Raw genomic sequence first — 24,389 nt, 5'->3', positions numbered from 1 at the left:
TTTATTCTTCAATTTGTTGATGAACATCCTCATTTTTAAGGTGAAAATACATATGAGTAACAGGGTAGAATTAAGCAAAGGAGAGGTACTTTTTTCTGAGGGAGATACCTGTCGAGCGGTGTATGTAATTAATAGCGGCACAGTCCGTTTAAGCAAAGAAAGAAATGGTTTATCAGTAACAATTGCAACCCTTAACAAAGGTGACTTTCTTGGTGAAATGGCGCTATTAACAGGCAGAGATCGTTCATGTACTGCTACCGCCAATTCAGATGTTAACTTATTAGCTTACGGTGAAGCAGAGTTTAAAGCGTTATTAAAAAGCAATAACGATATTGCCTTGACTATTATTGAAGGTTTAGCTGAACGATTAGTTTATACAACAGAAAAATTAGTTTCCCCGTTAGAAATCTTATAATTATCAGTGTGTTAATTTGGTTCGTTAAGATCGTCTGGAAAGTGCAGTAATAATTTTCGGTAAGTTAGAACAAAAAAGACAGCGCTGGGCGCTGTCTTGGAGTATTAAGGTGACTTTTTACTGAAAGCGTTGCTGTAAGTAGTTAAAGACAGCACGAATACCAAACGCTTCCCCGCCAATTGGACGACCTGATAAGTTTCTAATATTAAAGCCCATAATATCAAAATGTAACCAATCAATATCATCATCAACAAACTTATCCAAATATAAAGCAGCGGTAATTGCGCCACCAAAAGGTACTGATGGGCAGTTGGTCATATCGGCAATAGTGCTACTTAATAAGTCATCATAAGCGCTATGTAATGGCATGCGCCATACGGGGTCACTAATAGCACTGCCAGCTTGGGTAATATCTGCTGCAATTTGGTCGTTGGTAGAGAAAAATCCTGGTAATTCAGTACCTAATGCAACGCGCATAGCACCCGTAAGTGTGGCGAAATCAATAATGAGTTCGGGCTTGTCGTTATTTGCTTCAGCTAAGGCGTCACATAATACTAAGCGCCCTTCAGCGTCAGTATTATGTATTTCAACGGTAATACCTTTACGTGTAGTTACCACGTCACCTGGGCGAAGTGCGTTACTTGAAACCGCATTCTCAACCGCTGGAATAAGTACACGTAACTTAACGGGTAAGTTATGCGCCATTATAAGGTGAGCTAAACCTAAAACATGAGCAGAGCCACCCATGTCTTTTTTCATATTACGCATACCAGCAGCGGGTTTAATATCTAAACCACCACTGTCAAAACAAACGCCTTTGCCTACTAAGGTAATTTGTGGATGGTTATCATCACCCCAAGTTAAGTCGATTAATCTTGGCTTATGTACGCTAGCACGACCTACCGCATGAATTGTTGGATAATTTTGCTCAAGTAATGAGTCACCAATAATATGGTTTACTTGTGCGCCAAACTCATCAGCGAGTTGTTGGGTTGCTTGTGATAAATGCTCTGGCATCATATCAGCAGCAGGTATATTAATTAAATCACGAGTTAATGCTGTTGCTTCTACGCATTTAATGGTGTTGTCGATAAGTGTCTGATCGTTAACGCCTAGTGAAGGAAAAGCGGTATTTTTGTCAGTTGAGAAGTACTGATTAAATTGATAAGCGCCAATTAGCCAACCAAAACATATTGCACTGTGGTGCGCTTTATCGGCATTTAAAAGGTACTGACCAGGAGGTAATAATTTAATTAACTCGCCACAAGCAAAATAATCATTCGCATCACTGACGACGAAAAGTGCTTGGTTTAATTCGCCTTGCTCGTTGGCAAATAATGCTAACCCTTGGCCTGAAAAATTGGTGTTAGTTAGCCAATTTTTATTGCTGCTACTTTGGGCGTTGACCCAGCCTTGGTAAGCGCTTTTTTCAATAACGAAAAGTGGAATACCTGTGTTGCTTGTTGTTAATAGTTTATTCATGAGCTTCCTTAAACTAACCGTTTTTATTTGAAACGATAAGGCAAATACATCTTTTGATTGTAACCTAAGATGGCTATAGAGTAAGGCGCTTCATCGCTATTATTATTAATTCGGATTTATGTTTTTTTACTATATTGTAAACTTATCTAAGCTTACTTTGAGTGTACTAAATATCAATTGTTTAATTAGCAGGCTAAATCTGGGTGTTAAGTATTAGCGAGACTCGAAACCAGCTTCAGATAGGTCTAATTGACCGATAGCAATGACCGCTTGTGTTCTATTTCTGACATCAAGTTTACGAAAAATGGCGGTTGCATGTGCTTTAATGGTCGCTTCTGAAACATTTAAATCATAAGCAATTTGTTTATTTAGCATACCTTGAGCAAACATCATTAATATTCGGTATTGTTGCTGGGTTAGGCTAGCAACGCGCTCTGCTATATCAATATCGGTATTATTATTTTGTGATTGCTCAAAAGTGTCTGGTAGCCAAGTATGACCTGATAATATCGTGATAATTGCAGTGTAAATACCATCGACGGGGGTTGATTTGGGGATGAAACCCGCAGCACCGTAATTCATGGCTTTACTAATAGTATCGTGATCTTCATGAGCTGAAACAATTACAACAGGAATTTGGGGGAAGTGGTTACGAACGTGTATTAGGGTATTAAAGCCATGTGCTCCAGGAATATTTAAGTCGAGTAATAATAAATCACTATTATTATGTGCATTCAGTTGCTCGTTCAACTCGTCAATGGTTTCAGCTTCAAGCCATTGCGTATACGTAAGTTTGCTTTTGAGTGTACCGAGTAATGCTTGCCTAAATAAAGGGTGGTCGTCAGCTATTATAATTTTTTCTGGCTGATTCATAGCAAATATCCTAAAAAATGATTACTCCATTCTAACGGAAATTCATTTAATAACAAATCATAGTTTGGATATTTATATTCAGCTTTACCATGAGTTGCTAAATTTGAGGTAAGCTTATGATTATAAAGTAAATATATTTTATTTTATAATGGTTGCATAAGTGTTTGGCTTGCAGCTATGTGTGGTAATTGTAGTCTCGAGTATTCATAAATATTTGAATTTTAGCTGAGTCTATACAGTATAAATGGTGAATGTAAGTACAAAAAAGGCCACTCAATATTGTTTATTTAATATTGAATGACCTTTTGAGACGGCATTGAATTAAGTATTTATTACACTGCAATAAATACTTACTTCTGCGGAATGTTTCCTAAAACAGCGACTAACAATTGCCAATATTGAGCAACGGTAGCAATTTCAATTTTTTCATCTGGAGAATGTGGAAACTTAATTGTTGGACCAATTGACACCATATCCCAATGTGGGTAAGCCGTTTTAAACAAGCCACATTCTAAACCAGCATGAATAACCATTACTTCAGGCACCTTATTAAATAGGCTTTCGTAAGTATCGCGCACTGTATTCATAATGGCTGAATCCGTATCAGGTTTCCAACCAGGGTAAGCGCCAGAAAATACTATATTTGCGCCTGCTAATTCAAATACTGATTGTACCGTACGCTGCGTTTCTAAACGTCCATCGTCATGTAAGCTACGTATTAACACCATGGCATTAAATTTGTTGCCACGCATGCGCATAACACCTAAATTTAATGATGTTTCTACTATGCCTTCAATATCATCACTCATGCGAATAACCCCGTTCGGACAAGCATTCAGTGCGCGTAAAATTGCCGCTTGAGTTGCTTTTGTCCAACATTGGTCAAAATCTTCAGGTGAAATTAATAGCATGTCGATATCGGTTTCGATTGCCCCTAGGTTTTGACGAATAGTGGCTAAATAATTATTTAACGCTGCTTTTAATGGCTCTACTTTATCTTTAGCAACCACAAAGCTGGCATTGGCTTCACGAGGAATAGCGTTACGTAAGCTGCCGCCGTTAAGCTCAGTTAAACTAATATCAAATTCATTACTCGCATCTAATAAAAATCGAACCAATAATTTGTTGGCATTAGCGCGACCAGTATGAATATCAACCCCTGAGTGCCCACCTTTCAAACCTGATATAGATAAGTTAAAAGCTTGATAGTCACTAGGCACTTCTTCAAAGCTTAAGTTGAAGCTTGCGTTGCCGTCGATACCGCCAGCACAACCCATGTAAATCTCGCCTTCTTGCTCAGAATCAGTGTTAATTAAAATGTCACCATCTAACCAGCCAGCTTCTAAACCAAAAGCGCCACTCATACCTGCTTCTTCGTCAATAGTTACTAACACTTCTAGCGGACCATGTTTGATATCGTCACTCGCTAAAATCGCTAATGCGGAAGCTAAGCCTACGCCGTTATCGGCACCTAATGTAGTACCTTCAGCCGTTACCCAGTCACCTGACTCAATCACATAAGGCTTGATCGGGTCGGTTAAAAAATCATGTGCAGTATCGTTATTTTTTTGCGGTACCATGTCCATGTGCGCCTGTAAAATAACACCTTTACAATTTTCCATGCCCGAAGTGGCTGGCTTTTTAATAAACAAGTTGCCAATCGCATCTTCTTTAATCGTTAAGCCTAACTCTTTTGCCCATTCTTGAATCCATAATGAGATCTGTTGTTCATGCTTTGATGGATGAGGAATGCTACAAATTTTTTCGAATAGTTGCCATAAGCTAGCAGGTTGTAAATGTGAGAGTGTACTCATTAAGTTTCCTATGTATTATTTATTCAGGACAAGTGTGAATTTAGGGCTATTTACTCGCCATTAAGAATTGCCATTGCTCATTAAAGTCGCTGCTCGGTTTTTTCTCAAATCCAGAGCGAACATATTGGCTAATTTTACCTTCAGCAAAGGCCACTAGCAAGTTAGCCAATGCTGCTTCGTTAATTGAAAAGGTTTTCCCTTCGCGTAACTTACGCTCACGCAATACTTGTTTAAATTGTGATTCAAGCTTTTCAAATAATTGATGCACACGCCCACGTAAGCGTTCGTTTTCACCCATTAAAGCATCGCCTGATAAAATGCGACAAATACCAGGGTTACGTTCAGAAAACACAAGTAATACGTGTAAAATGTGGTGACAGCGTACTAATGCTTCTTTGTGGTCGGCTAAAATAAGATTGATACGTGAGAATATGGACTCTTCAATAAAGTCGATTAACCCCTCAAACATTCGCGCTTTTGAAGGAAAATGACGATAAAGAGCCGCTTCCGATACGCCCACTTCGGCAGCCAGTTTGGCGGTGGTAATACGCTCTCCTGGTGAGCTTTGTAACATTAACGCGAGGCATTCTAATATTTGCTGCTTACGGTTTGGCTTTGCTTTTTTAGTTTGTGTGGCGACCATAAAAATATTCTCTTTTGTTATTATTAAATCCGTTAAATTGTGACATGCTTACGAGTATTTATTATTGTGCGTGCTTAGCTTGATAATGCTGATTAATCAGAGATACCAGCTGTTTGGCTATATTTTGTTTACTGGTTAAAGGAAGCTCGGTTTTATCAATTGCGCTAAATAATGTTAAGGCATTATCGTCACTATTGAACCCTTGTCGAGCCTTGGCGACATCATTAGCTGCAATTAAATCTAAATTTTTTCGCATTAATTTACCGCGGGCATATTGTTCAACATTTTGTGTTTCAGCAGCAAAACCCACCATAAAAGGTTTCTTTTTTAGTTGGGCAACATCGGCAACAATGTCGTGGTTTTTAACCAACGCAATTTGCATGTTTTCAGTGGTCTTTTTGATTTTTTCCGCGGCAATTTCAGCAACACGATAATCAGCAACAGCCGCACAAGCGACAAAGGTAGTACATCGTTTGGCATGTAATAATGCTTGTTGATGCATATCTTCAGCACTAATCACTTGAATAAGCTCACAGCCAGCAGGTGGCTTAATGGTGACAGGGCCTGATATTAAGGTGACTTTTGCACCCGCCCGTAATGCCGCATGTGCAATGGCATACCCCATTTTTCCAGAGCTGTGATTAGATATGTAACGTACGGGATCAATTGCTTCACGTGTTGGTCCAGCAGTAACAACCCAGTGTTGCCCTTGTAAATATTTTTCAGCAAAAAAATCACTACTTAGGGTCACTAAATCATCTACATCTAACATACGGCCTAAACCAACATCGCCACAAGCTTGTTCGCCAGAGCCTGGACCCCAAATATAACAACCACGCGCGGTTAATGTCTCGATATTGCTTTGCGTTGCAGCGGCGTGCCACATTTGTTGATTCATGGCTGGAGCAATGGCAATAGGCGCACTTGTCGCTAAACATAAGGTTGAAAGTAAATCGTTTGCCATACCAGCGGTAACGCGAGCAATAATATCGGCAGTGGCTGGTGCTATTATGATGAGGTCGGCCCATTTTGCGAGCTCAATATGACCCATTGCCAGTTCAGCTTGGCTGTCGAGTAAGCTATCTGAAACATGATTTGCTGAAACGGCTTGTAAGGTAAGGGGGGTTATAAAGGCTTTAGCTCCTTCAGTCATAACCACGCGTACATCGGCACCTTGTTCTTTCAAACGACGCACTAATTCAGGGGTTTTGTATGCGGCAATACCACCAGTAACACCTAAAACTATTTTTTTGTCCTGAAGAATTTGCATAAGCTGCTAATCTTAAAATAAAGCTAATAATAGCCTTAAGATAACATTTATTCGTTTATTTAAAAATAATTACGGCTAAATAGCTCACTAAAGATCAATGGAGAATAGCTGTTAATGTAAAGCAAGGAAGCCTACATGAAAGAAGAACAAATATTATCAACTCATGTTGTTAAAAACTGGCCTGAACTAGAACGTCCGCGAGAAAAGTTATTACACTTAGGATCAGCAAGTCTTAGTGATGCGGAGCTGTTGGCTATTTTTTTACGCACGGGAGTACAAGGTTGTAACGTGGTCGACTTATCACGACAGCTGCTAATAAATTTTGGCGGCATAGGCGCTATTTATCAGGCGAGTCATGACGAGTTTTGCCAGCATCATGGTTTAGGGACGGCAAAATATGTACAACTGCAAGCTTGCTTAGAAATGTCGAAACGTTATTTAGCTGAGCAGCTAATTCAGCAAGGACAACAATTGACGTCATCACAAGCAACGCGAGATTATTTATTGAGTGAATTACGTCATGAGAGTCGAGAAGTTTTTGCGGTCTTGTTTTTAGATAATCAACATCAGGTTTTAAAATTTGAACGTTTATTTTTTGGCACCATAGATGCCGCAGCAGTTTATCCAAGGGTAGTGGTTGAGCAAGCATTAAAGCATCATGCGGCAGCGGTTATATTAACGCATAATCACCCTTCTGGCATTGCAGAAGCTAGCCAAGCAGATAAGCTGTTAACAAGTAGATTAATACAAGCATTAGCGCTGTTAGATATTAGAGTACTCGATCATATTATTGTTGCAGGGCCTCAATGTTACTCCTTTGCTGAACATGGTGAGTTGAACTAAAAGCCAGTGATTGAAAATTTGATAAATCAACTAAAAACAATTACTTTTAATATTGAGGTTATTTCAGTATTGAAAGTTTTATAAATAGAGATCGTTTAGGTTTAATCTCCAAAATTAGACACATTGTGCAACCCTAATAAGGAACACTTATGACCGACAGTAGTAATGACGAGGTTGAGCGCCGTGGTTCGTTTCGACTAGATATGGAAAAAGAGTTAGTTGATATTACTTGGCTTGATGAAAATAATGTTGAGCGAGTGAAAAAAATTGCCTGTTTAGATTTTTCTCGAGGCGGTCTTAAATTGGATTGTGATGAAGCATTACCCGTTGCAACGCCAGTTACTGTTGTCTTCAAGTCTGCCAGTGCAAACAGTCAAAAGTTACGAGGCAAAGTGCTGCGTTGTACTAAACAAGATAGTGGTTGGTTTAACATTGCACTGATCTTGGAGTAAAAGTTAATTAAAAAGCGGTCTTAGCGCAGTTTTTAGATATTGAACTACAATTAATAGGTTAGCAACAATCAATCTCGGTTAAGGATGGTAGTGAAATGATGATACTTGTGGGTGGTGAAAAAGGGGGCAGTGGTAAAAGCTGCTTAGCACAAAACTTAGCCGTATACTTTGCTCGAAATAAAAAAGCGATTGTACTTATGGTTGATTGTGACCCACAACGAACCACTTCCGATTGGATACAAGCACGTAACGGTGATCCCTCTTTGCCGGCCATTAACTGTATTCAACTTTACGGAAAAATTCGTAACGACTTACTCAGTCTAGTTCAGCACTATGATTATGTGATTGTAGATTGTGGTGGTCAGGATAATTTAGCGTTACGAGCGGCAATGTCAGTTGCAGATCATGTCATTATTCCATTGCGACCTAAAAGACGTGACTTGAAAACAGTGCCCCACATGGAAGATATGCTTAGCACTTGTAAAATGGTTAACCCCAAAATGATGGCATCTTTTGTTATTACTCAGTGTCCAGCATTACCTAATCAAGCTGGTCGCATTCTCGAAGCAAAAGAAGTATGTAGTTCATACGGCATTAATGTATTGAATGCCGTTACATACAGTCGTAACATCTATGATGACAGTGAAGAACAAGGCTCGTCGGTTATTGAAATCGACCCAACAGGTAAAGCAGCACAAGAAATGGTGGCTATCGCAGAAGAGTTATTAGCTATGGAGCCGGATAATTCCCATGAGTTTAACTGATCTTAAAAAAGGTAAAAATACGAAAGTTAAGAAGCAGAACTTTACTATTGATGAGTTTATTGCTGACGCTGAAGATTATGCGAAAGGGGCGCCAAAAATAGTCAGTGAACTGCATCAGCAGGAAGCGCCTCGAAAACAAAGCCTGCAAGAAGCTATTAATGAAGCAAAGCGTTATGTTGAAATGACAGAGGCTGAACATAAACTTGCTAAGCAGGAAGAAGCTAAACTCGAAAAACGCTTTCGCCGTGCGACATTTACCTTAAGTGAAGACGCTATTGCTCAATTACATGAGCTATCAAAAGGCACAGATCTCGCCAAATCACATATTTTGCGTATTCTTATTGATGAACTATGCAATAAAGAACAGAATGAGCAATTAACAAAACTTCTCCAATCGAAAATCAGCTAAATAAGCTTTCTTTTTGCTGTCTTTTTATCCTTGAACGAGACAAATTTCATACGAAAAAAGTGTGCTGCAGCTTTTTTTTAGATCGCAATACCTAGCTAAGTAATTAATTATACTAATGAAAGTTTATTAATTCACTAATTTGTCATTAAGGCTAGCATTAATTAATTAGTTTCTCTATAATATGCCACCTTTTTCAGGATCCTAAGGCGACGGTCTTGGGGAAAATATAGCTCGAGCTGAAATTAATATTTGGAGTGACTCACATGTCTAAAGTTTGCCAAGTTACAGGCAAGAAACCAGTCGTAGGGAACAACCGTTCTCACGCAAGAAACGCGACTCGTCGTCGTTTTTTACCTAACCTTCAATCTCACCGTTTTTGGGTTGAGAGCGAAAATCGTTTCGTTAAATTACGTTTAACTCCGAAAGGAATGCGTATTATCGATAAAAAAGGTATTGATGTAGTATTAGCTGACATCCGTGCCCGTGGCGAAAAAGTTTAATAACTTTATTCTAAGGAAATTATTATGCGCGATAAAATTCGTTTAGTTTCTAGTGCTGGTACTGGTCATTTTTATACTACTGATAAGAATAAAAAGACTATGCCTGAAAAAATGGAAATCAAAAAATTTGATCCAACCATTCGCAAGCACGTAATCTATAAAGAAGCTAAAATTAAGTAATTAATTTGGTTTCAATTAAAAAAACCCGGTTTTACCGGGTTTTTTTATGCGCGCTATTTGAGATAAACTTCAGTATTATAGATATATTATCTTTTGGGGAATATGCTATGAAACTCTCACGCACAGGCTGGAATAACGTCATTATTTTTTCTGTGATGTTATTTATTCTATTAATTAACACCACTAATAATAAACTCTTCCCTAACGATGATGAAAAAGAGAGTGCCCAAGCAACAATTTTACCTGCTCAAAGTGTGATTTTAACGCTATCAATGCATTTCCCCAATAATACACAGGTTATTTTTGAGCGCGCGGGCTTAGGCTGGCAAGTGACTACTAAAGGCGTTATTTTAAGCTTTAGCGACCAGCAGGTAGAGCAAATTATTTTGGCTTGGCAGCAAAGTGAAGGTTTAATACAGGCCGACAATATTATTATTGATGAGCAATTAGCGATTAAAGTAAATATTGCCACAGCGGGTGGCGCGCAACATCAAAATTTTATGGTATATCCCTTAAATGACCAACTATTAGTATATAAACAAACTGACAACCTTTGGTTAGCTTTCCCTGTTGCCTTAACCAAACAATTATTACCCTATTAATCGAGCCTATATAAAATGCCAGAATTACCCGAAGTTGAAGTATGTCGTTTAGGGATCAGCCCACATATTATTAATCAACAAGTGACTAAGGTTGTTGTACGTAACGCCAGTTTACGCTGGCCTATTCCTGAGTCGGTGCAAAAAATTACTGGACAAGTAGTACAAGGTGTTGAAAGGCGCTCGAAGTATTTGCTGTTACGTTTTAGTACCGGCACTTTGTTAATACATTTAGGTATGTCAGGCACGATAAGAGTCATTGAGGCTGATATAGCTGTTGCTAAGCATGATCACTTTGATTTAGTTTTTGCACACGGCAAAGCATTACGTTTGAATGACCCAAGGCGTTTTGGTGCCGTGTTATGGTTTGAAAACCATATTGATGAGCAAGGGCTACTTACCAAGTTAGGTCCTGAGCCATTAAGTGATGATTTTAATTATGGTTACCTTTTTGAAAAGGCTAAAAACCGCAAAGTGCCAATAAAAACCTTTTTGATGAATAATCAGGTTGTGGTTGGTGTTGGCAATATTTATGCGAACGAAGCATTGTTTAAAGCGGGAATTTTACCTACGGTAAAGGCCTGTGACATTAGTGAAAAACGCTATGATCGGCTCACTGATATTATAAAGTCAGTATTAAGCGCTGCTATTAAACAAGGCGGCACAACCTTAAAAGACTTTACCCAAGCGGATGGCCGCCCAGGTTATTTCGCGCAGTCGCTACTTGTTTATGGCCGAGCTGGGCAGGAATGTTTCACTTGCAAAACAACATTACTTGAAGTGCGTCAGTCTAATCGCAGCTCAGTTTATTGCCCTAGTTGTCAGTTACCTTAACTGCTAGGGTTAAGGCTAACAGGGTTATAATTTAGTTTTCTAAAGCTGCTTTAACAATTGGGTGAACAAACTGACTTACGTCACCTTGATGCAAGGCAACTTCTTTAACTAATGAAGACGAAATAAAAGAGTTCTGCTCAGCTGGCGTGAGAAAAACACTCTCAAGTTCTGGTGATAAACGGCGATTCATATTCGCTAATTGAAATTCATATTCAAAATCAGAAACAGCACGTAAGCCACGAATAAGTACTTTAGCTTGATGCTCTTTGGCAAAGTTAACCAATAGACCTGTAAAGCCAACGACGCGTACATTAGGTAAGTCTTTAGTGACTTCTTCTAACATGGCAACCCGCTGTGCCAATTCAAAACGAGGTTGTTTACTGGGGCTTGCCGCTACACCAATAATAACCTCAGTAAATAGCTTACTAGCACGAGTAATGAGATCAGTATGACCATTAGTGACAGGATCAAAAGTACCTGGATAAATTGCGATTACGGCCATGAGTTATTATTCACTGTGTTGAGGTTATTATTTAAAGTAATTATTGTAATAGTGGAAGCTATCCACTGACAAGCCTTTCTGTTATTCATTGGCTAGTATTCAGTCGACAAGCAACAAAAATGAATAAATAATCATAAAATATGGGTGAAATCTTAAAGTATTTACTCAAAATACTTTATATCAACTGAATTTTGATAGTATGATTGTCTTAGTTTTAATCTAATTTAAGAAGAAGTAACCGCATGAAGACTCGCGATAAAATAATACAAGCCAGTATTGCATTATTTAATGAGCAGGGAGAGCGAAATGTTACCACTAACCATATCGCAGCGCACTTAGCGATTAGTCCTGGCAATTTGTATTATCATTTTCGTAATAAAGAAGACATTATTTTGTCTATTTATGAAGAATACGCACGTAGCTTATTACTTGAAACATTGCCAACAGTGTCTGCAGAAGTAAAACCTCTCGATTCATTGATTTTGTATATGGACTCTGTTTTTCAAACAACTATGAAGTTTAGATTTTTTTATAGTAACTTACCGGTTTTGTTAGATAAAAATCCATGTTTACGTGAAAAGTATGTTGAAGTACAACAGTCTATTTCAGAGCGAGTGAGTCAATTACTACTGTCATTACGAGCAGCAGATATTATTAACTTTTCAGATGAGGAGTTAGTGGATATTGTCAGTATATTACGTTTAATTAATACCTTTTGGGTCAGCTTTCATCAAACACAAACCATAGTGAATGAAGTTAATGATTCTGTATTTTACCAAGGTGTTTTGAAAATTTTGGTTATTCTACGTCCTTATACCCAATCACATGCGCTTGATGATCTAATGACAGCACGCGATATTTATCAAAAACGCTATCAAGAAGCTACTATAGCAGTAGAAGAAGTAGTTACAGCTTAAGTCTTTAATCACTTAAGCTATGCGGTAAGCTCGAAATGGTGGCTGTCTGGTCGCTCATAACCTTGGCTAACTGTGTGATAAAAGCTTTCTACACGTTGTGCTCTTTGTTGTACTTCGATAGTTTGTGTACCAATATTAGCATTGTTAGCATTGTTAGCATTGTTAGCATTGTTAGCATTGCTGTTTAAAGTTGCTTGACTTGGAGCTACAGCTTCTTGTGCGTTTAATGTTTGATTGATTAGTTCATCAAAGTCATTGTTTTGATTAGTTACCTGCGATTCGGATTTAAGCGTATTATTGGCAATGTTAATATCATTCTGTTTATTATTATTGCTAGTACTATCAGATTGATTATTCAGTAGCTCAGATTGCGCTTCTAAGATAATTTTGGTGGCATTGGCTGCAACACGAATATCTTGTGCTGAAGGGTTAGCAGGTGCTAGCGCTGCAGCATGTACTTGTTGCATCTTTTTAATTGTAGCTTGTGGGTTGCCTGAAACCACAGACAAGTCGACAGAAACCTCCCCACTTACGGCATACTTTTTTCCATCAGGGCCCACATCAAAACTATAAGAAGGAGCCCCTGTTGTTGCGCCGCCAACACTTGCATGAGCATTTTCATGTGCTCTTACTTCTTGATCTCGACTTGCTAATTGTCGAATAACTTTTTCATCGGCTGCCGCTTCTGCCTCAATATCATCAGCAATTTTTTTGTCTTCTTGCTTAGCGGCAGCTGCTTGTTGTTCTTGGTCCTTCTCGTCGGGATTCTGTTCACTTTGATCGCCGCCTTTCTCACTGACTTTACCAGCAGCAAGCTCAGCTTGTTTACGTAAATTAGCGAAGTCGAATTGTTCATTATTTTGTGCGGGAGTTTTGGCGCGATCTTTATCCGATGCGACCCCTTTTTCTGCTGCCGATGGGTTGGCGCTTGCAACTTGGGTAATGACTTCTCGGCGATTATTTTCACGACGCAATGTTTCCGTCGGTGGATTAACTACCGTCGGTGTAGAAAGTGTTGGAGCAGAAGGGGCAATGTTCATAGTATTTTAATAGGCTGATTAAGCGGTAACATCAATCAAGGTGCCTAAGCTCTCATCTGCACTTTTAATGACTTCTGTGGCAGCCTTAGCTTGGAATTCAGCAACTTTTAAATTAACAATAGATTGATTTAAGTCAGGCACGCTCTCTGGCTTAGTTGCTTGGCTAACGATATCGGTATTTACTTCAGCATTAACATTTTGAGTTTCAGCCTGCTCATTGCTAGCAAGGGTATTGGCAGCAATATCCGCAGCGGCTTTGTCCGCAGTTGCTCGAGCATTTTGAAAACCTTCAATACCTGAATTGAAAGACGATTGTATGTTCATAGACCGACTCCTATTAATGGTATATTACATTGTTTAATTATTAATCACTTTGCAGTAAAAGTAAAGCCTAACATCGGTTGAAACTCTTTAACTCGTGCTATTTAAAAAGTGCGCTACTAGCCAAGCTTTTAATACTTGATGAAAATCATCGAGATGTGAAATAAAAGGTGCGTGAGAGGCTTGCATAAACGTATGTTGCTCGCTCTTTGGCGCAAGGTCATTAATTAATTTAATGACCTTCTTAGGAACCAAACTATCGTTATTACCATATAAGCGTAAAAAGGGTTGTTTAATAGTTTTTAGTTGTATTCGCAAATCACTGTCACTTAATAAGTTCAGTGATTCATCTAAGGTTTTTTTGTTGGGTAAAGTGTGCGCCATAACTAATTGGGTGATGAGTTTTAAGTCTTGACGAATATGAGGGCTACCCATTGCTTGAATTTTTAGAAATCCAGTAATGGTTTTTGCAGTATCTTGCGCGAGTTGCTGATGAAAGCTAGTTAATACATGGCTTTTAATTCCAGGCCAAATGGTATTATTTTGCTGATATTCTTCCTCAACAAAATAAGGGCTACTAGCAACGGTAATTAATCCTAAAACTTTATTGGGGTGGTGTAATGCCATATGTGTTGCAACTAGCCCACCTAAAGACCAGCCTAAGTAAATAGCAGGTCTTGTTAGCGTTTTATTGAGCGTCTCACAAATGTTGCCCAAGCTATAAGGGGTTAAAGTTAATTCACTATTTTGCCCAAAGCCGGGTAAGTCAACGGTAATATACTCAAAAGGAGTGTCGTCTTGCGCTGATAATAGCTCAAGTAGCGGTTGCCAAACCCCTGAGTTTAGACCCCAGCCATGGATTAAAACCACGGGAACTTTATGCTCGCCTTTATCTTTACGTAAAGTATGGGAAGGTGTAGTGGTAAAAGCCAAGTTTTTTGCCATGCTTGTATTATGCTGCCTTGTTCAATGAAAGGCGTAGTTTATATCATACTGCTGTTTATCAAAAGGGCGTTTCCATGGAGTGGCAACAAGGTATTAGCACGATGACTAGTCGTGTTTTCTTGAGTTATTTAGCAAAACTAAAGCAGCAGCTATTTTCTTTAAGTAGTTGTGACTTGTGTGGTCTTGATATTATTACTGAAAACGACACTGAAAATGACGGAATAAATAGCAAGCAACAATATTTAATATGTCAGTATTGCCAAAATGATTTACCGTACTTTAAGCAAGAGTTAATTCATGGTGACTTATTAATGTGGCCAGCGGTTAACCATGCTTTGCCAAAGATAAAATTTGATCGGCTTTTTGCGTTAGCGCCTTACCTGCCTCCCTTTACTCAATGGCTAGCTCAGTTGAAGTATCATGGCCGTTTTGAGCTTGGGCAATTATTTGCGGTTTTATTGGCGCAGCAATGGCAACACTATGCAACTGAAATAGCCCCTGAGGTGGTGCTATCTGTACCATTGCATCTGAGTAAGTGGCAATTACGAGGTTATAATCAAGCGCATTTAATTGCTAAGCCTTTCGCTCAGGCTTTACAGCTTAAGTATTTACCTAATGCCGTCAGTCGAATTAAAAAAGATGAGAGTCAAATGGGGAAAACGGGTCAGGCGCGTCGAAAAAACCTCAAGAATAGCTTTAAATTAACGAATGACTTTAGCGATGTAAAACATGTTATTTTGATTGATGATGTTGTTACTACAGGCACAACAGCCAGCGAAATCAGTCGATTATTAAAAGCGGTTGGCGTTGAAACCGTCACTGTTGTCGCGGTTTGCTTAACACTACCTAAAGTATAAAGCAGCGAGAATTATTATTAATGAAAAGCGTTTTACGCTCATGAATGCTTTCTCTAGCTTTACGGTATAATGACTGAATAAACAAAAGCACAAAAACCATTGGCACATAACAACATTGCAGCGTAAAATAGCTATACTTGAGTAAAATAGTCAGGTACTTTTTTAAGCGATGTTTAAGATGAAACTTGCTCAAAAATACCGAGAGCAGAGAGAGTAGTATAATATGATTAGTATTTCAGAAAGCGCACAAAAACATTTTGTAAATTTACTTTCACAGCAAGCAGAAGGTACGCATATTCGTGTTTTCGTCGTAAATCCAGGCACCGCTAAGGCCGAGTGTGGCGTTTCGTACTGTCCTCCTGATGCCGTAGAGCCTGATGATATTATTTTACCTTTTGATGGCTTTTCAGCAATGGTCGACAGTGACAGTAAAAGTTACTTAGAAGAAGCTGAAATTGATTTTACCACTGATCAAATGGGCTCACAGCTTACGTTAAAAGCGCCAAATGCTAAATTACGTAAAGTTGCTGACGACGCTCCTTTATTTGAGCGCGTGCATTACTTTTTACAAGCTGAGGTTAACCCTCAGTTAGCGGGTCATGGCGGTGATTGTACTTTGGTTGAAATTACTGAAGATGGTTATGCCGTATTACAATTTGGTGGTGGTTGTAACGGTTGTAGTCAAATTGATGTTACCGTTAAAGATGGCATTGAAAAACAGCTTATTGATATTATGGCTGGCGAAATTAAAGGCGTTAAAGACGCGACTGAACATGAGCGTGGCGAGCACTCTTACTATTAATAGCGTACGTTAATCAGTATTTAACGGTTTCGCTGATGTATAAATTACTCGAAAAACTAGGTCAAAACCCCCAAGCTAGCTTAAGGCTATTCTTACGTGGTCTTGGCCTTTTTTGTGTCGCTTTAGCATTTATTGCGTTGGGCTATTTTCATCACCATTTATGGCAAGTGGCGGGTATTGTTACTTTGGTAATCGCTTGCTTAATTGCTGCATGGGGATACACAGGTATGTTTGCTAATCGTTGGTTGAATATTATATATCGCAACCAATCTAAAACAAAAAACTCAACAAAGTGGTAATTAATAATCATGCTACAGTTAATTAAACGTTATTGGTTGTTTATTACGTTAGTCTTACTTGCGACGATCGCCACCTTGTCATTATGGCCAGCTGCTCATTTACCGCAAGTACCAGGTAGCGATAAAACCCATCATTTTATTTCGTATGGCGCGTTAATGTTACCAGCGGCTTTAGCAAGACCTAAATACCTACTTTATATTGCTTTTGGCTTTGCACTTTTTAGTGGCGCTATTGAGTTAATTCAACCGTACGTCAATCGCTATGGTGAGTGGCTAGATATGGCAGCTAATGTTGCAGGTTTAGCTTGCGGTTACTTAGTAGCGCAAGTGTTGCTGCTTTGGTCGAATATCAAACAAGCTCAACCTCGTTAACCTCGCTCTTTCAATACTATGGTATGAAAGTGCCAAGCGAGGGTTATACCACGGGCTAACATAAAACCTAAAAAGGCCGCCCACAGAGCATGATTCTCATAAGCCTGTAACACAAACCACAGCGGGAAGAAGCAAGCAAAGGTAGCCACTATCATACTGTTACGCATCACTTTTGCCTGTAATAAGCCAATATAAATACCGTCGTATAAATAACACCAACATGAAATAATAGGTAATAGAATAATCCACACTAAGTAATCTTTAGCAAACGCGATCACACTGTCAATACTGGTAATTAGTGTTAATAAGTACTCACCAGCGACTAGAAATAGCACTGAGTATATACCGGCAAAAACAAGGTTCCAGAATAACGCTATGTGTACAGTTTGCTGTAATTTCTTTGTGTTTTTTTCACCATAGGCTTTACCTACCATGGCTTCTGCAGCGTTGGCTATACCATCTAAACCAAAAGAAATTAGCAGTAAAAAATTCATCAAAATAGCATTGGCGGCTACAACGTTATCGCCTAGTTTTGCACCCTGAAAGGTAATAAATAAAAAGGCGACTTGTAAACATAAGGTTCTAATGAGTATGTCGCGATTTAAACGAAAATAACTTAATAATGCCGAACGCTCCACTAAGGTCACTAGTGTATTTTTTTTATCTTGGCATAATTGAATAACCGTCGTGTTATAGCGCGATAAAATATAGAACAAGCCCAGCAACATGGTTGAGTATTCGGCTATAAGGCTAGCAAATGCTACGCCTTTTACTTGCCAGTTTAGGCCAAATACAAATAGCAGATCTAGGCCAACATTCACTAAATTAGCAGTGATTAATAGCCACATAACGGCTTTACTTTTTTGATTACCAATAAGCCAACCAAGTATGACTAAATTAGCTAAAGCAGCAGGCGCTCCCCAAATTCTAATTTGGGCATATTGTTTTGCATAAAACTGCACTTGCTCGGAGCCACCAGCAAGTGCTAAACCGACATCAATATAAACACTTTGGCATAGTACTAACACGACACCAACGGTAAAGGCGACACAAATACCACGCAGTAGCACCATAATATTACTACGAGTATTATCTTGGCCAAATGCTTGTGCACTAAGGCCTGTAGTAGACATGCGTAAAAAACCACATAGCCATACCACAACACTAATTAACATTGCGCCAATGGTGCTACCACCTAAATAATAGGCATGCTCAAGATGACCAACGACCGCAGTATCAACTAAACCAATTAAAGGAACGGTTATGTTCGATAGTATCATTGGTAGCGCTAGGGCAAATAAACGCTTATGTTGATCGGGATTACTAAATAATAACAATAAACTGTTCCTATTGGCTGGGCTTTTCAGTGTAAAAGCGTTATTTTACCCTATTCAAAATTATCCAGCTACGGACAGAGAAAATTATCATGACACGCTGCATTTTAACTCTATTTTTATTGTTCTTTCACTTGAGCAGCTTTGCTGCGGTTATATTGCAATATCATCATGTTAGTGATGAAACACCGAAAAGCACTAGCATTACTCCTGCGCAATTTGAAAAGCATTTGCAGTTTTTAAAAGATAATCATTTTAAGGTGGTCGCACTTTCGACCTTGGTTGAAGCTATTAAAGCCGAACAGCCACTTGAAGATAAGTTGGTGGCGATTACTTTTGATGATGCTTACAGTAATATTGCGACCAACGCTAAACCATTACTTGATAAGTTTAATTTTCCTTACACCATTTTTGTTAACCCAGCGGTCATTAATCGTAATGAAACTAATCCAGCTTCTAATTCTTTATCTTGGGCGCAACTTAAAACTTTAGCCGATGAGGGCGTTATTATTGCTAACCATGGTTATGAGCATCATTCACTAGCACGTATTCCGACAAGCGAAACTGAACAACTCACACAGCAGCAGTGGTTAACTCAACAGGGCACTTTATTGGTAAAAGCAGAAGCCATTATTAAAGAGAAAACTGGTCAAAGCTGGCATTATTTTGCTTACCCTTATGGCGAATATGATGTTGCGACTCAAAAGTGGTTACGCGAACTTGGTTATGTGGGTTTTTCACAGCAATCTGGCGCAGTTGGCTTAGCAAGCGACTTAAGTAGCTTGTCGCGTTTTCCTGTTTCAATGCCGTATGACAAAATATCGAGTTTACGTGATAAGTTAGGCTCGCTACCTTTAGCGCTTGGCTTGAAAGGCGAAAATGCCAACACAATTTATAAGTACGGTGAGCCGAAAAGTATCACCTTTAATGTTGAAAATGACGACTTTTATAAAGCAGGTTTAAACTGTTACATCTCGGGGTTAGGTAAGCAGGATATTACTTGGCATGATGATAGTAGTTTTAGCATCACCTTCAGTAAAGACTTACCCGTAGGGCGTGTTCGCGGTAATTGTACCGCGGCTAGTATTAGTGAACCGGGTCGTTATTATTGGTATTCTAAACCGTGGTTTATTCTAAATGAAGATGGCAGTTGGTATCCGCTATAACAACTATTGCTTACTCAATTTACCTATTGGCAAGCTAGTAAAGAGTAGCTGCGTTACTATGACGCTACTCTTTTGTGCTTTGTGTTGACGTTACTCAAATTGCGGGCAATTATCCAGAATTCAGGTTTATTAACCTTCTGCGACTTTTAACTCTTCTAATAAGTCATGTATTTCTGCTTTTAATTCTTTATCAACAATTTTATTGCAGCTAATTTTGGCCTTTTCTAAATGCTCAATAGCACTGGTTTTATCACCTAACTCTACTTTAAGTGCCGCAATTGAGTAACCAATAGATGAACGGAAATCTTTATCGTTAATCGTCTCCGCTTTTACCAACGCGTGCTCATATAATGTTACAGCTTCGGTTAAATCATCGGTAAAATCAGCGAGGGTTTCCCACTGTACCGGGTGATCTTTATCGGTATTTTCATGAGTTTCACATAGTTGCTTTAATTCAGCATAGTAGTCATCGAAGCGAGCTTGGTTTTTTTGTTGAACAGCGCCTAGTAAGTTAGCGGTATGCGCAAGTACGCTTTTATATATTTTAGTATTCATGGGTGCCTTTTAGTCGTTTAATGACATTTGTTATTAATAAGTGATTATATACCCGTTGTTATTTAATGCGTTCTTAAATACGTACTTTATTGATTCTAATTAACAATGAGAATTAATTGCGTTAACATGGTGGTCTCGTGATTTATACAAGAGTTCGTCGTGACACCTCCCTATACAGCAGAAAAAGTTTATCAGCGCTTTCAATCGGGCATCGAAAAAAGTTTAAAATCTAAAGTTAGTTGCTCTGCGGAACGAGAAGATTTAATGCAAGATTTTTATATTCGATTAATGCGTGTTGAGCATTGGCATACTATTGATAATATTGCTGGTTATGTTCAAACCATTATGAATAATTTAGTACTCGATTATTACCGTAAAACGCAACTACATAACAATGAAGTATTTTGCGAAGATTCGTTAATAAGTGATAATTGCACAGAGAAAACATTTATGCATAATCGATCTTTGGAGCAACTTCAGCACTGTATTGATAAGCAACATACTGAAAAAAAAGATTTATTATGGCGTTCAAAAATTCATGGTCAAAATTATGAGCAAATCGCACGAGAAAAAAAGCGTTCGGTGAGTTGGGTTGAAAAATCTATCGCTCATATACTCGCACAATGTAAACAAGCGCTACATAAGGAGCGTTAACGATGAATGAAATATTAGAAAAACAAGCTCAACAGTGGCTAACATTAATGTTATCTGAAAAAGTAAGTTTTACTGAACAGCAAGAGTTTATGCGCTGGATTGAGCAGTCATCGTTACATAAGACAACTTATTTTCGTTGCCGAGAAGAGCTATTTGCTAAGCAAAAACAGCGCGGTTACAGCAAACAGTGGTCTTTTAGTTTGGCGGCCAGCGTTGTATTGCTGGTTACTGCTATTATATTATTTTTGCCACCTAAGGTTTTAGAGCAGCAATACCAGTCGTACGCACAACAATCAACTTATACTTTACCAGATGGCTCGGTGGTTGAATTAAAACATAATACACATTTAAAAATAGCTTATTCGCAAGAACAGCGCTTTATTAAGTTACTTTCTGGTGATGCTTATTTTCGGGTAGCTAAAGATAAAAACAGACCATTTATTGTGCAATATAATGATCTTAATATAACCGCATTGGGGACGGAATTTTATGTAAGAACACATGCGCAGTTACAAATACAAGTAACAGAGCATAGTGTAAAGGTAGAGTCGTTAAATAATAGCGTACCACTCATTGTTCACGAGGGAGAAGGACGTAGGCGAATAAAACAACGATGGAAGTCATTATCAGCTGAGCAATTTAACTCAGGGTTGTCATGGCGTGATCAATTATTAGTTTTTTCTTCTGAGCCGTTATCGGTGGTTTTAAAAGAGTTTGAACTTTATTTAGACAAGCCAATTAAAGTGATAAATAGTGCTGTAATAAAAAAAGAAATATCAGGTCGCTTTCAAATTGATTCTATAGATTTGGCCCTTAACATGGTTGCAGAAGGTTTAGATTTACAAGTAAAAGAAATGCCTAACGGTGATATTTTGCTTTATTAAAGTGTAAGTAATAAAGCTCGTTTTTATCTGAAATTCGAATTACCTGTAAATTATTTTCAAATTAATTTACGGGTTTTGTTTTTTATATCGTTATTGTAAATAGTAATTGTTATTATTTATAGGTAGAAGTATGTCTTTATTTAAAGTATCCGCGTTAACATCCGCTTTGGTGTTAGCAAGTATGGCGGCGTTTCCTGCAATAGCCAATCAAACTGACGGCAGTTTGAATTACCAACAACAACGTATTAATTTTGATATTTCTACAGCGTCATTTAAAGAGGTTTTAACACAGTTTAGCCACGTGGCGGGTGTGCAGCTATTTGTTAAAGATGAGGCTGTAATAGGATTGTCTGCTCAATCACTGAAAGGGCAATACCAGGCCGCTGTAGCGTTAGATATATTATTAGATAACACAGGGCTAATTGCCGTGTGGAAATCGCCCAATGCAGTGATTGTGAAGAAAAAGCAATCATCAGCTAAGTCGATTGAAACATATGCTGCACCACAAGCGGCTTTATCGAATCAGAAGGTTCAACCAACAGAAGTGATCCAAGTGTCGGGTTCAAGAACACAGTTGGGGCTTTCAAGTATTTCAAAGCAAGCAACCTTTATCACAGGTGAAGAGTTAGAAAGCCGTTTTGGTACGAATGAGAATTTAGCACAAATTTTAGGAAAAGTTATTCCAGGTATGGCGCCATCAAGTCAAACTATGACTAACTTTGGTTTAACCTTACGTGGTCGTAACCTGTTAGTATTAATTGATGGTGTACCATTAAATACTAATCGCAATGTATCGCGGGATTTATTTAATTTAACCTCATCAGTTATTGATAGTATGGAAGTGGTTAGAGGCGGGAATGCTATTTATGGATCTGGTGCTACAGGTGGCGTAATGTACATTACCACTAAAGCTGCTCGAGACGATGGTTTACAAACACGCATTAAAATAAATAGTAGCTTAACTGAGCTTAATAGCGATGGTATTGGTTATGATATTGGTCAAAGTATTACAGGGCAGCATGAAGATTTAGCTTATCGAGTTGATTTTGACAGCCAGAGTCGCGGTGCATCGTATGATGCGAATGGTGATCGCTTAGCGCCAGAGCCAAGTCAAGGAGACTTATTCGATACACAGTCGTATAGTATTTTTGGTAAATTAGCGTACGCACTGGATAATCATCAGAGCGTAGAAACCAGCTTATTATGGTTTGATGCACAACAAGATACAGACTACGCTTCTGATCCTTCAGTTGCACAATTACCTTTATTAAGCGTACCTGCAAAAGTCAGAAAAGGTTTGGAGCTGGAAGAGCAAAACCAAGCAAATAACTTAGTGTTTAATGCTGCTTATCAACATAATGATTTTTTCGGTCAATTACTTAATAGCCAAGTGTATTATCGAGATTATCAAACGCGCTTTTACCCCTTTGATGGCCGACCTTATGCGGGTTGGGCTAATTTAGGACAAGTACACTTAGACACTGAAGTTTTCGGCGCTCGCTTATTGTTAAGTAAACAACAAGCAGAACATAGAATTAGTTATGGTATCGATATTAATGAAGAAAAAACGTCTATGCCAATTACTGCTTACGATCCTAATATTTTTGACCAATCAGAAGGCTTAGTCTTTAAAAGTATTGGTGATAAAACTTTTATGCCAGAGACTAAAACAGGCTCTTTAGGCGCTTTTGCACAATATACTTATACTTTTGATTTCGGCTTAAAGTTTGATGGTGGCATTCGTTATGAAAGTGTTGATGTGTCGTTTGATGACTTTACGACTCTTGGGCCACAAAGTGCTGTTGCTGGGGGGGAATTAAACTATTCAGATACACTATTTAATTTGAGTGTCGATTATCAGATTTCTGAAAGTTTTGGAGCTTATGTTGCCTTTAATCAAGGCTTTGAGCTTCCTGATGTTGGCTTACAACTAAGGTATGCTAATGAAAAATTCACTATTGGTGATAGTAAATTAAAACCTGTGACATCAGATAATGCGGAAATAGGTTTACGTTATTTAGATGAAAATACAACGTTTGATGTTGCACTTTTTCGCTCAACCTCAGATCAAGGGCGCGTTAAAACCGACGGTTTTGGTTGGAAGTTACGTCGCGATGAAGAAGTGATTGAGGGTGTTGAAGTAGAACTACAGCATTGGCTAACTGATAGCTTACAAATGAGTGTGTTTGCAGCATTAATATCAGGAGAAGAAAAAGTAGAGGCAGCTGAAGATTGGCGAGATATGAATGGCTTTAGAATTCCGCCATTTAAGAGTGGTTTTAGCCTAGATTATCAATATGACAATATCAACTTCTACGGACAAATAAACTATGTTGGTGCAGAAGACTACCGTATTGATGGTAAAGATAGTTTTGGTCGTCATAATGTGGACTCTTATATCACATTAGATTTAAGTGCCCGCATTCACTTTAGCGATAGTTTGGTTGAAGTTGCTTTAGAAAATGCCACTAACAATGAATACTTTCCTTTATATAGCCAGTTATTACGTTCAGGAAATAATACGAGTCATATACCTGCTAAAGGGGCTGAATTACGTGTTAGCTATCAACTTAATTGGTAAGTTCGAGAGAGTTGATTGTATAGGAGTGGTAAATGAGATAGCTAGTCCACTATAAGTAAACTTAAGCTGACTTCAGATTATA

Annotated in this window: 29 protein-coding genes; 18 read left to right on the top strand and 11 right to left on the bottom strand. The window is 38.4% G+C overall.

Annotated elements, in window-relative coordinates; all coding sequences use genetic code 11:
- Positions 1–52: 52 nt before the first annotated feature.
- Complete coding sequence (locus KO495_RS01825; RefSeq protein ID WP_215978692.1) at positions 53–415, top strand: cyclic nucleotide-binding domain-containing protein; 363 nt, start codon at positions 53–55, stop codon at positions 413–415.
- Between the two features lie 117 nt (positions 416–532).
- On the opposite strand, the gene KO495_RS01820 is transcribed toward KO495_RS01825, so the two are convergent.
- The 5 genes from KO495_RS01820 to coaBC all read right to left on the bottom strand — a co-directional run bounded on the left by KO495_RS01820 (position 533) and on the right by coaBC (position 6,497).
- Positions 533–1,897 (bottom strand): leucyl aminopeptidase family protein, encoded by a 1,365-nt coding sequence (locus tag KO495_RS01820; protein ID WP_215978691.1) that lies wholly within the window; start codon positions 1,895–1,897, stop codon positions 533–535.
- Between the two features lie 213 nt (positions 1,898–2,110).
- Positions 2,111–2,770, bottom strand: a complete 660-nt coding sequence (locus KO495_RS01815) for a response regulator transcription factor (RefSeq protein WP_215978690.1) — start codon at positions 2,768–2,770, stop codon at positions 2,111–2,113.
- Between the two features lie 350 nt (positions 2,771–3,120).
- Positions 3,121–4,584 carry an aminoacyl-histidine dipeptidase gene (locus KO495_RS01810; RefSeq protein ID WP_215978689.1) on the bottom strand — a complete coding sequence of 488 codons (1,464 nt, stop codon included), beginning with the start codon at positions 4,582–4,584 and terminating at the stop codon, positions 3,121–3,123.
- 46 nt (positions 4,585–4,630) lie between these two features.
- Positions 4,631–5,227: a nucleoid occlusion factor SlmA gene (gene slmA, locus KO495_RS01805; RefSeq protein WP_215978688.1), complete on the bottom strand. Its 597-nt coding sequence runs from the start codon at positions 5,225–5,227 to the stop codon at positions 4,631–4,633.
- A gap of 61 nt (positions 5,228–5,288) precedes the next feature.
- Positions 5,289–6,497 (bottom strand): bifunctional phosphopantothenoylcysteine decarboxylase/phosphopantothenate--cysteine ligase CoaBC, encoded by a 1,209-nt coding sequence (gene coaBC / locus KO495_RS01800; RefSeq protein WP_215978687.1) that lies wholly within the window; start codon positions 6,495–6,497, stop codon positions 5,289–5,291.
- A 135-nt stretch (positions 6,498–6,632) separates the two neighbouring features.
- Between coaBC and radC the strand changes: the two genes are divergently transcribed.
- The 8 genes from radC to mutM all read left to right on the top strand — a co-directional run bounded on the left by radC (position 6,633) and on the right by mutM (position 11,078).
- Positions 6,633–7,340: a DNA repair protein RadC gene (gene radC, locus KO495_RS01795; protein WP_215978686.1), complete on the top strand. Its 708-nt coding sequence runs from the start codon at positions 6,633–6,635 to the stop codon at positions 7,338–7,340.
- Between the two features lie 149 nt (positions 7,341–7,489).
- A complete protein-coding gene (locus KO495_RS01790) occupies positions 7,490–7,792 on the top strand; it encodes a PilZ domain-containing protein (RefSeq protein ID WP_215978685.1) in 303 nt (100 codons plus the stop codon).
- A 95-nt stretch (positions 7,793–7,887) separates the two neighbouring features.
- Entirely contained in the window at positions 7,888–8,556 is a 669-nt protein-coding gene (locus KO495_RS01785) for an AAA family ATPase (RefSeq protein WP_215978684.1), read from the top strand.
- Positions 8,543–8,965: a hypothetical protein gene (locus KO495_RS01780; RefSeq protein WP_215978683.1), complete on the top strand. Its 423-nt coding sequence runs from the start codon at positions 8,543–8,545 to the stop codon at positions 8,963–8,965. The genes KO495_RS01785 and KO495_RS01780 overlap by 14 nt, the downstream gene beginning before the upstream one ends.
- Before the next feature lie 263 nt (positions 8,966–9,228).
- The gene (gene rpmB, locus KO495_RS01775) at positions 9,229–9,465 is read left to right on the top strand and encodes a 50S ribosomal protein L28 (RefSeq protein ID WP_215978682.1); all 237 of its coding nucleotides are present in this window, start codon (positions 9,229–9,231) and stop codon (positions 9,463–9,465) included.
- A gap of 24 nt (positions 9,466–9,489) precedes the next feature.
- The gene (gene rpmG / locus KO495_RS01770) at positions 9,490–9,645 is read left to right on the top strand and encodes a 50S ribosomal protein L33 (RefSeq protein ID WP_011041084.1); all 156 of its coding nucleotides are present in this window, start codon (positions 9,490–9,492) and stop codon (positions 9,643–9,645) included.
- Between the two features lie 107 nt (positions 9,646–9,752).
- Positions 9,753–10,247: a hypothetical protein gene (locus KO495_RS01765; RefSeq protein ID WP_215978681.1), complete on the top strand. Its 495-nt coding sequence runs from the start codon at positions 9,753–9,755 to the stop codon at positions 10,245–10,247.
- Between the two features lie 15 nt (positions 10,248–10,262).
- Positions 10,263–11,078 (top strand): bifunctional DNA-formamidopyrimidine glycosylase/DNA-(apurinic or apyrimidinic site) lyase, encoded by an 816-nt coding sequence (mutM, locus tag KO495_RS01760; protein WP_215978680.1) that lies wholly within the window; start codon positions 10,263–10,265, stop codon positions 11,076–11,078.
- Between the two features lie 31 nt (positions 11,079–11,109).
- Here mutM and coaD read toward each other — a convergent pair whose 3' ends face one another.
- Positions 11,110–11,580 (bottom strand): pantetheine-phosphate adenylyltransferase, encoded by a 471-nt coding sequence (gene coaD, locus KO495_RS01755; RefSeq protein ID WP_215978679.1) that lies wholly within the window; start codon positions 11,578–11,580, stop codon positions 11,110–11,112.
- 242 nt (positions 11,581–11,822) lie between these two features.
- Between coaD and KO495_RS01750 the strand changes: the two genes are divergently transcribed.
- The gene (locus tag KO495_RS01750) at positions 11,823–12,497 is read left to right on the top strand and encodes a TetR/AcrR family transcriptional regulator (RefSeq protein ID WP_215978678.1); all 675 of its coding nucleotides are present in this window, start codon (positions 11,823–11,825) and stop codon (positions 12,495–12,497) included.
- 17 nt (positions 12,498–12,514) lie between these two features.
- On the opposite strand, the gene KO495_RS01745 is transcribed toward KO495_RS01750, so the two are convergent.
- From KO495_RS01745 to bioH, 3 genes are all read right to left on the bottom strand, one after another.
- Complete coding sequence (locus KO495_RS01745; protein ID WP_215978677.1) at positions 12,515–13,537, bottom strand: putative metalloprotease CJM1_0395 family protein; 1,023 nt, start codon at positions 13,535–13,537, stop codon at positions 12,515–12,517.
- An 18-nt stretch (positions 13,538–13,555) separates the two neighbouring features.
- Positions 13,556–13,861, bottom strand: coding sequence for a hypothetical protein (locus KO495_RS01740; RefSeq protein ID WP_215978676.1), 306 nt, complete (start codon positions 13,859–13,861; stop codon positions 13,556–13,558).
- 87 nt (positions 13,862–13,948) lie between these two features.
- On the bottom strand, positions 13,949–14,803 hold the full coding sequence (gene bioH, locus KO495_RS01735) for a pimeloyl-ACP methyl ester esterase BioH (protein WP_215978675.1): 855 nt from the start codon (positions 14,801–14,803) through the stop codon (positions 13,949–13,951).
- 74 nt (positions 14,804–14,877) lie between these two features.
- Here bioH and KO495_RS01730 point away from each other — a divergent pair, with 74 nt between their 5' ends.
- The 4 genes from KO495_RS01730 (at position 14,878) to KO495_RS01715 (ending at position 17,133) form a co-directional block, all read left to right on the top strand.
- On the top strand, positions 14,878–15,660 hold the full coding sequence (locus tag KO495_RS01730; protein WP_252738749.1) for a ComF family protein: 783 nt from the start codon (positions 14,878–14,880) through the stop codon (positions 15,658–15,660).
- 223 nt (positions 15,661–15,883) lie between these two features.
- A complete protein-coding gene (nfuA, locus tag KO495_RS01725; RefSeq protein WP_215978674.1) occupies positions 15,884–16,462 on the top strand; it encodes a Fe-S biogenesis protein NfuA in 579 nt (192 codons plus the stop codon).
- 35 nt (positions 16,463–16,497) lie between these two features.
- Positions 16,498–16,761 (top strand): hypothetical protein, encoded by a 264-nt coding sequence (locus tag KO495_RS01720; protein ID WP_215978673.1) that lies wholly within the window; start codon positions 16,498–16,500, stop codon positions 16,759–16,761.
- Positions 16,762–16,770: 9 nt separating this feature from the next.
- Positions 16,771–17,133, top strand: coding sequence for a VanZ family protein (locus KO495_RS01715; RefSeq protein ID WP_215978672.1), 363 nt, complete (start codon positions 16,771–16,773; stop codon positions 17,131–17,133).
- On the opposite strand, the gene KO495_RS01710 is transcribed toward KO495_RS01715, so the two are convergent.
- Positions 17,130–18,470 (bottom strand): MATE family efflux transporter, encoded by a 1,341-nt coding sequence (locus tag KO495_RS01710; protein WP_252738748.1) that lies wholly within the window; start codon positions 18,468–18,470, stop codon positions 17,130–17,132. The two genes, KO495_RS01715 and KO495_RS01710, sit on opposite strands and share 4 nt — an antisense overlap.
- A gap of 89 nt (positions 18,471–18,559) precedes the next feature.
- On the opposite strand from KO495_RS01710, the gene KO495_RS01705 reads away from it, so the two are divergent.
- Positions 18,560–19,633 (top strand): polysaccharide deacetylase family protein, encoded by a 1,074-nt coding sequence (locus KO495_RS01705; protein WP_215978671.1) that lies wholly within the window; start codon positions 18,560–18,562, stop codon positions 19,631–19,633.
- A 129-nt stretch (positions 19,634–19,762) separates the two neighbouring features.
- Here the strand turns inward: KO495_RS01705 and KO495_RS01700 are convergent, their stop codons facing one another.
- Positions 19,763–20,188, bottom strand: coding sequence for a tetratricopeptide repeat protein (locus KO495_RS01700; protein ID WP_215978670.1), 426 nt, complete (start codon positions 20,186–20,188; stop codon positions 19,763–19,765).
- Between the two features lie 159 nt (positions 20,189–20,347).
- On the opposite strand from KO495_RS01700, the gene KO495_RS01695 reads away from it, so the two are divergent.
- The 3 genes from KO495_RS01695 (at position 20,348) to KO495_RS01685 (ending at position 24,307) form a co-directional block, all read left to right on the top strand.
- Positions 20,348–20,842 (top strand): sigma-70 family RNA polymerase sigma factor, encoded by a 495-nt coding sequence (locus tag KO495_RS01695; RefSeq protein WP_215978669.1) that lies wholly within the window; start codon positions 20,348–20,350, stop codon positions 20,840–20,842.
- A gap of 2 nt (positions 20,843–20,844) precedes the next feature.
- A complete protein-coding gene (locus tag KO495_RS01690; RefSeq protein WP_215978668.1) occupies positions 20,845–21,726 on the top strand; it encodes a FecR domain-containing protein in 882 nt (293 codons plus the stop codon).
- 130 nt (positions 21,727–21,856) lie between these two features.
- Positions 21,857–24,307: a TonB-dependent receptor gene (locus tag KO495_RS01685; RefSeq protein ID WP_215978667.1), complete on the top strand. Its 2,451-nt coding sequence runs from the start codon at positions 21,857–21,859 to the stop codon at positions 24,305–24,307.
- Positions 24,308–24,389: the final 82 nt, after the last annotated feature.

Source organism: Colwellia sp. D2M02 (assembly GCF_018860755.1).
Taxonomy (GTDB): Bacteria; Pseudomonadota; Gammaproteobacteria; order Enterobacterales; family Alteromonadaceae; genus Colwellia; species Colwellia asteriadis.
The sequence above is the reverse complement of the archived record's forward strand: the minus strand, read 5'-3'. Positions and strand labels throughout refer to the sequence as shown.

Bases quoted from the DNA above. Each gene is read 5' to 3' on its own strand.
- KO495_RS01825 (WP_215978692.1), top strand. From the start codon at position 53: ATGAGTAACAGGGTAGAATTAAGCAAAGGAGAGGTACTTTTTTCTGAG.
- KO495_RS01820 (WP_215978691.1), bottom strand. From the start codon at position 1,897: ATGAATAAACTATTAACAACAAGCAACACAGGTATTCCACTTTTCGTT.
- KO495_RS01815 (WP_215978690.1), bottom strand. From the start codon at position 2,770: ATGAATCAGCCAGAAAAAATTATAATAGCTGACGACCACCCTTTATTT.
- KO495_RS01810 (WP_215978689.1), bottom strand. From the start codon at position 4,584: ATGAGTACACTCTCACATTTACAACCTGCTAGCTTATGGCAACTATTC.
- slmA (WP_215978688.1), bottom strand. From the start codon at position 5,227: ATGGTCGCCACACAAACTAAAAAAGCAAAGCCAAACCGTAAGCAGCAA.
- coaBC (WP_215978687.1), bottom strand. From the start codon at position 6,497: ATGCAAATTCTTCAGGACAAAAAAATAGTTTTAGGTGTTACTGGTGGT.
- radC (WP_215978686.1), top strand. From the start codon at position 6,633: ATGAAAGAAGAACAAATATTATCAACTCATGTTGTTAAAAACTGGCCT.
- KO495_RS01790 (WP_215978685.1), top strand. From the start codon at position 7,490: ATGACCGACAGTAGTAATGACGAGGTTGAGCGCCGTGGTTCGTTTCGA.
- KO495_RS01785 (WP_215978684.1), top strand. From the start codon at position 7,888: ATGATGATACTTGTGGGTGGTGAAAAAGGGGGCAGTGGTAAAAGCTGC.
- KO495_RS01780 (WP_215978683.1), top strand. From the start codon at position 8,543: ATGAGTTTAACTGATCTTAAAAAAGGTAAAAATACGAAAGTTAAGAAG.
- rpmB (WP_215978682.1), top strand. From the start codon at position 9,229: ATGTCTAAAGTTTGCCAAGTTACAGGCAAGAAACCAGTCGTAGGGAAC.
- rpmG (WP_011041084.1), top strand. From the start codon at position 9,490: ATGCGCGATAAAATTCGTTTAGTTTCTAGTGCTGGTACTGGTCATTTT.
- KO495_RS01765 (WP_215978681.1), top strand. From the start codon at position 9,753: ATGAAACTCTCACGCACAGGCTGGAATAACGTCATTATTTTTTCTGTG.
- mutM (WP_215978680.1), top strand. From the start codon at position 10,263: ATGCCAGAATTACCCGAAGTTGAAGTATGTCGTTTAGGGATCAGCCCA.
- coaD (WP_215978679.1), bottom strand. From the start codon at position 11,580: ATGGCCGTAATCGCAATTTATCCAGGTACTTTTGATCCTGTCACTAAT.
- KO495_RS01750 (WP_215978678.1), top strand. From the start codon at position 11,823: ATGAAGACTCGCGATAAAATAATACAAGCCAGTATTGCATTATTTAAT.
- KO495_RS01745 (WP_215978677.1), bottom strand. From the start codon at position 13,537: ATGAACATTGCCCCTTCTGCTCCAACACTTTCTACACCGACGGTAGTT.
- KO495_RS01740 (WP_215978676.1), bottom strand. From the start codon at position 13,861: ATGAACATACAATCGTCTTTCAATTCAGGTATTGAAGGTTTTCAAAAT.
- bioH (WP_215978675.1), bottom strand. From the start codon at position 14,803: ATGGCAAAAAACTTGGCTTTTACCACTACACCTTCCCATACTTTACGT.
- KO495_RS01730 (WP_252738749.1), top strand. From the start codon at position 14,878: ATGGAGTGGCAACAAGGTATTAGCACGATGACTAGTCGTGTTTTCTTG.
- nfuA (WP_215978674.1), top strand. From the start codon at position 15,884: ATGATTAGTATTTCAGAAAGCGCACAAAAACATTTTGTAAATTTACTT.
- KO495_RS01720 (WP_215978673.1), top strand. From the start codon at position 16,498: ATGTATAAATTACTCGAAAAACTAGGTCAAAACCCCCAAGCTAGCTTA.
- KO495_RS01715 (WP_215978672.1), top strand. From the start codon at position 16,771: ATGCTACAGTTAATTAAACGTTATTGGTTGTTTATTACGTTAGTCTTA.
- KO495_RS01705 (WP_215978671.1), top strand. From the start codon at position 18,560: ATGACACGCTGCATTTTAACTCTATTTTTATTGTTCTTTCACTTGAGC.
- KO495_RS01700 (WP_215978670.1), bottom strand. From the start codon at position 20,188: ATGAATACTAAAATATATAAAAGCGTACTTGCGCATACCGCTAACTTA.
- KO495_RS01690 (WP_215978668.1), top strand. From the start codon at position 20,845: ATGAATGAAATATTAGAAAAACAAGCTCAACAGTGGCTAACATTAATG.
- KO495_RS01685 (WP_215978667.1), top strand. From the start codon at position 21,857: ATGTCTTTATTTAAAGTATCCGCGTTAACATCCGCTTTGGTGTTAGCA.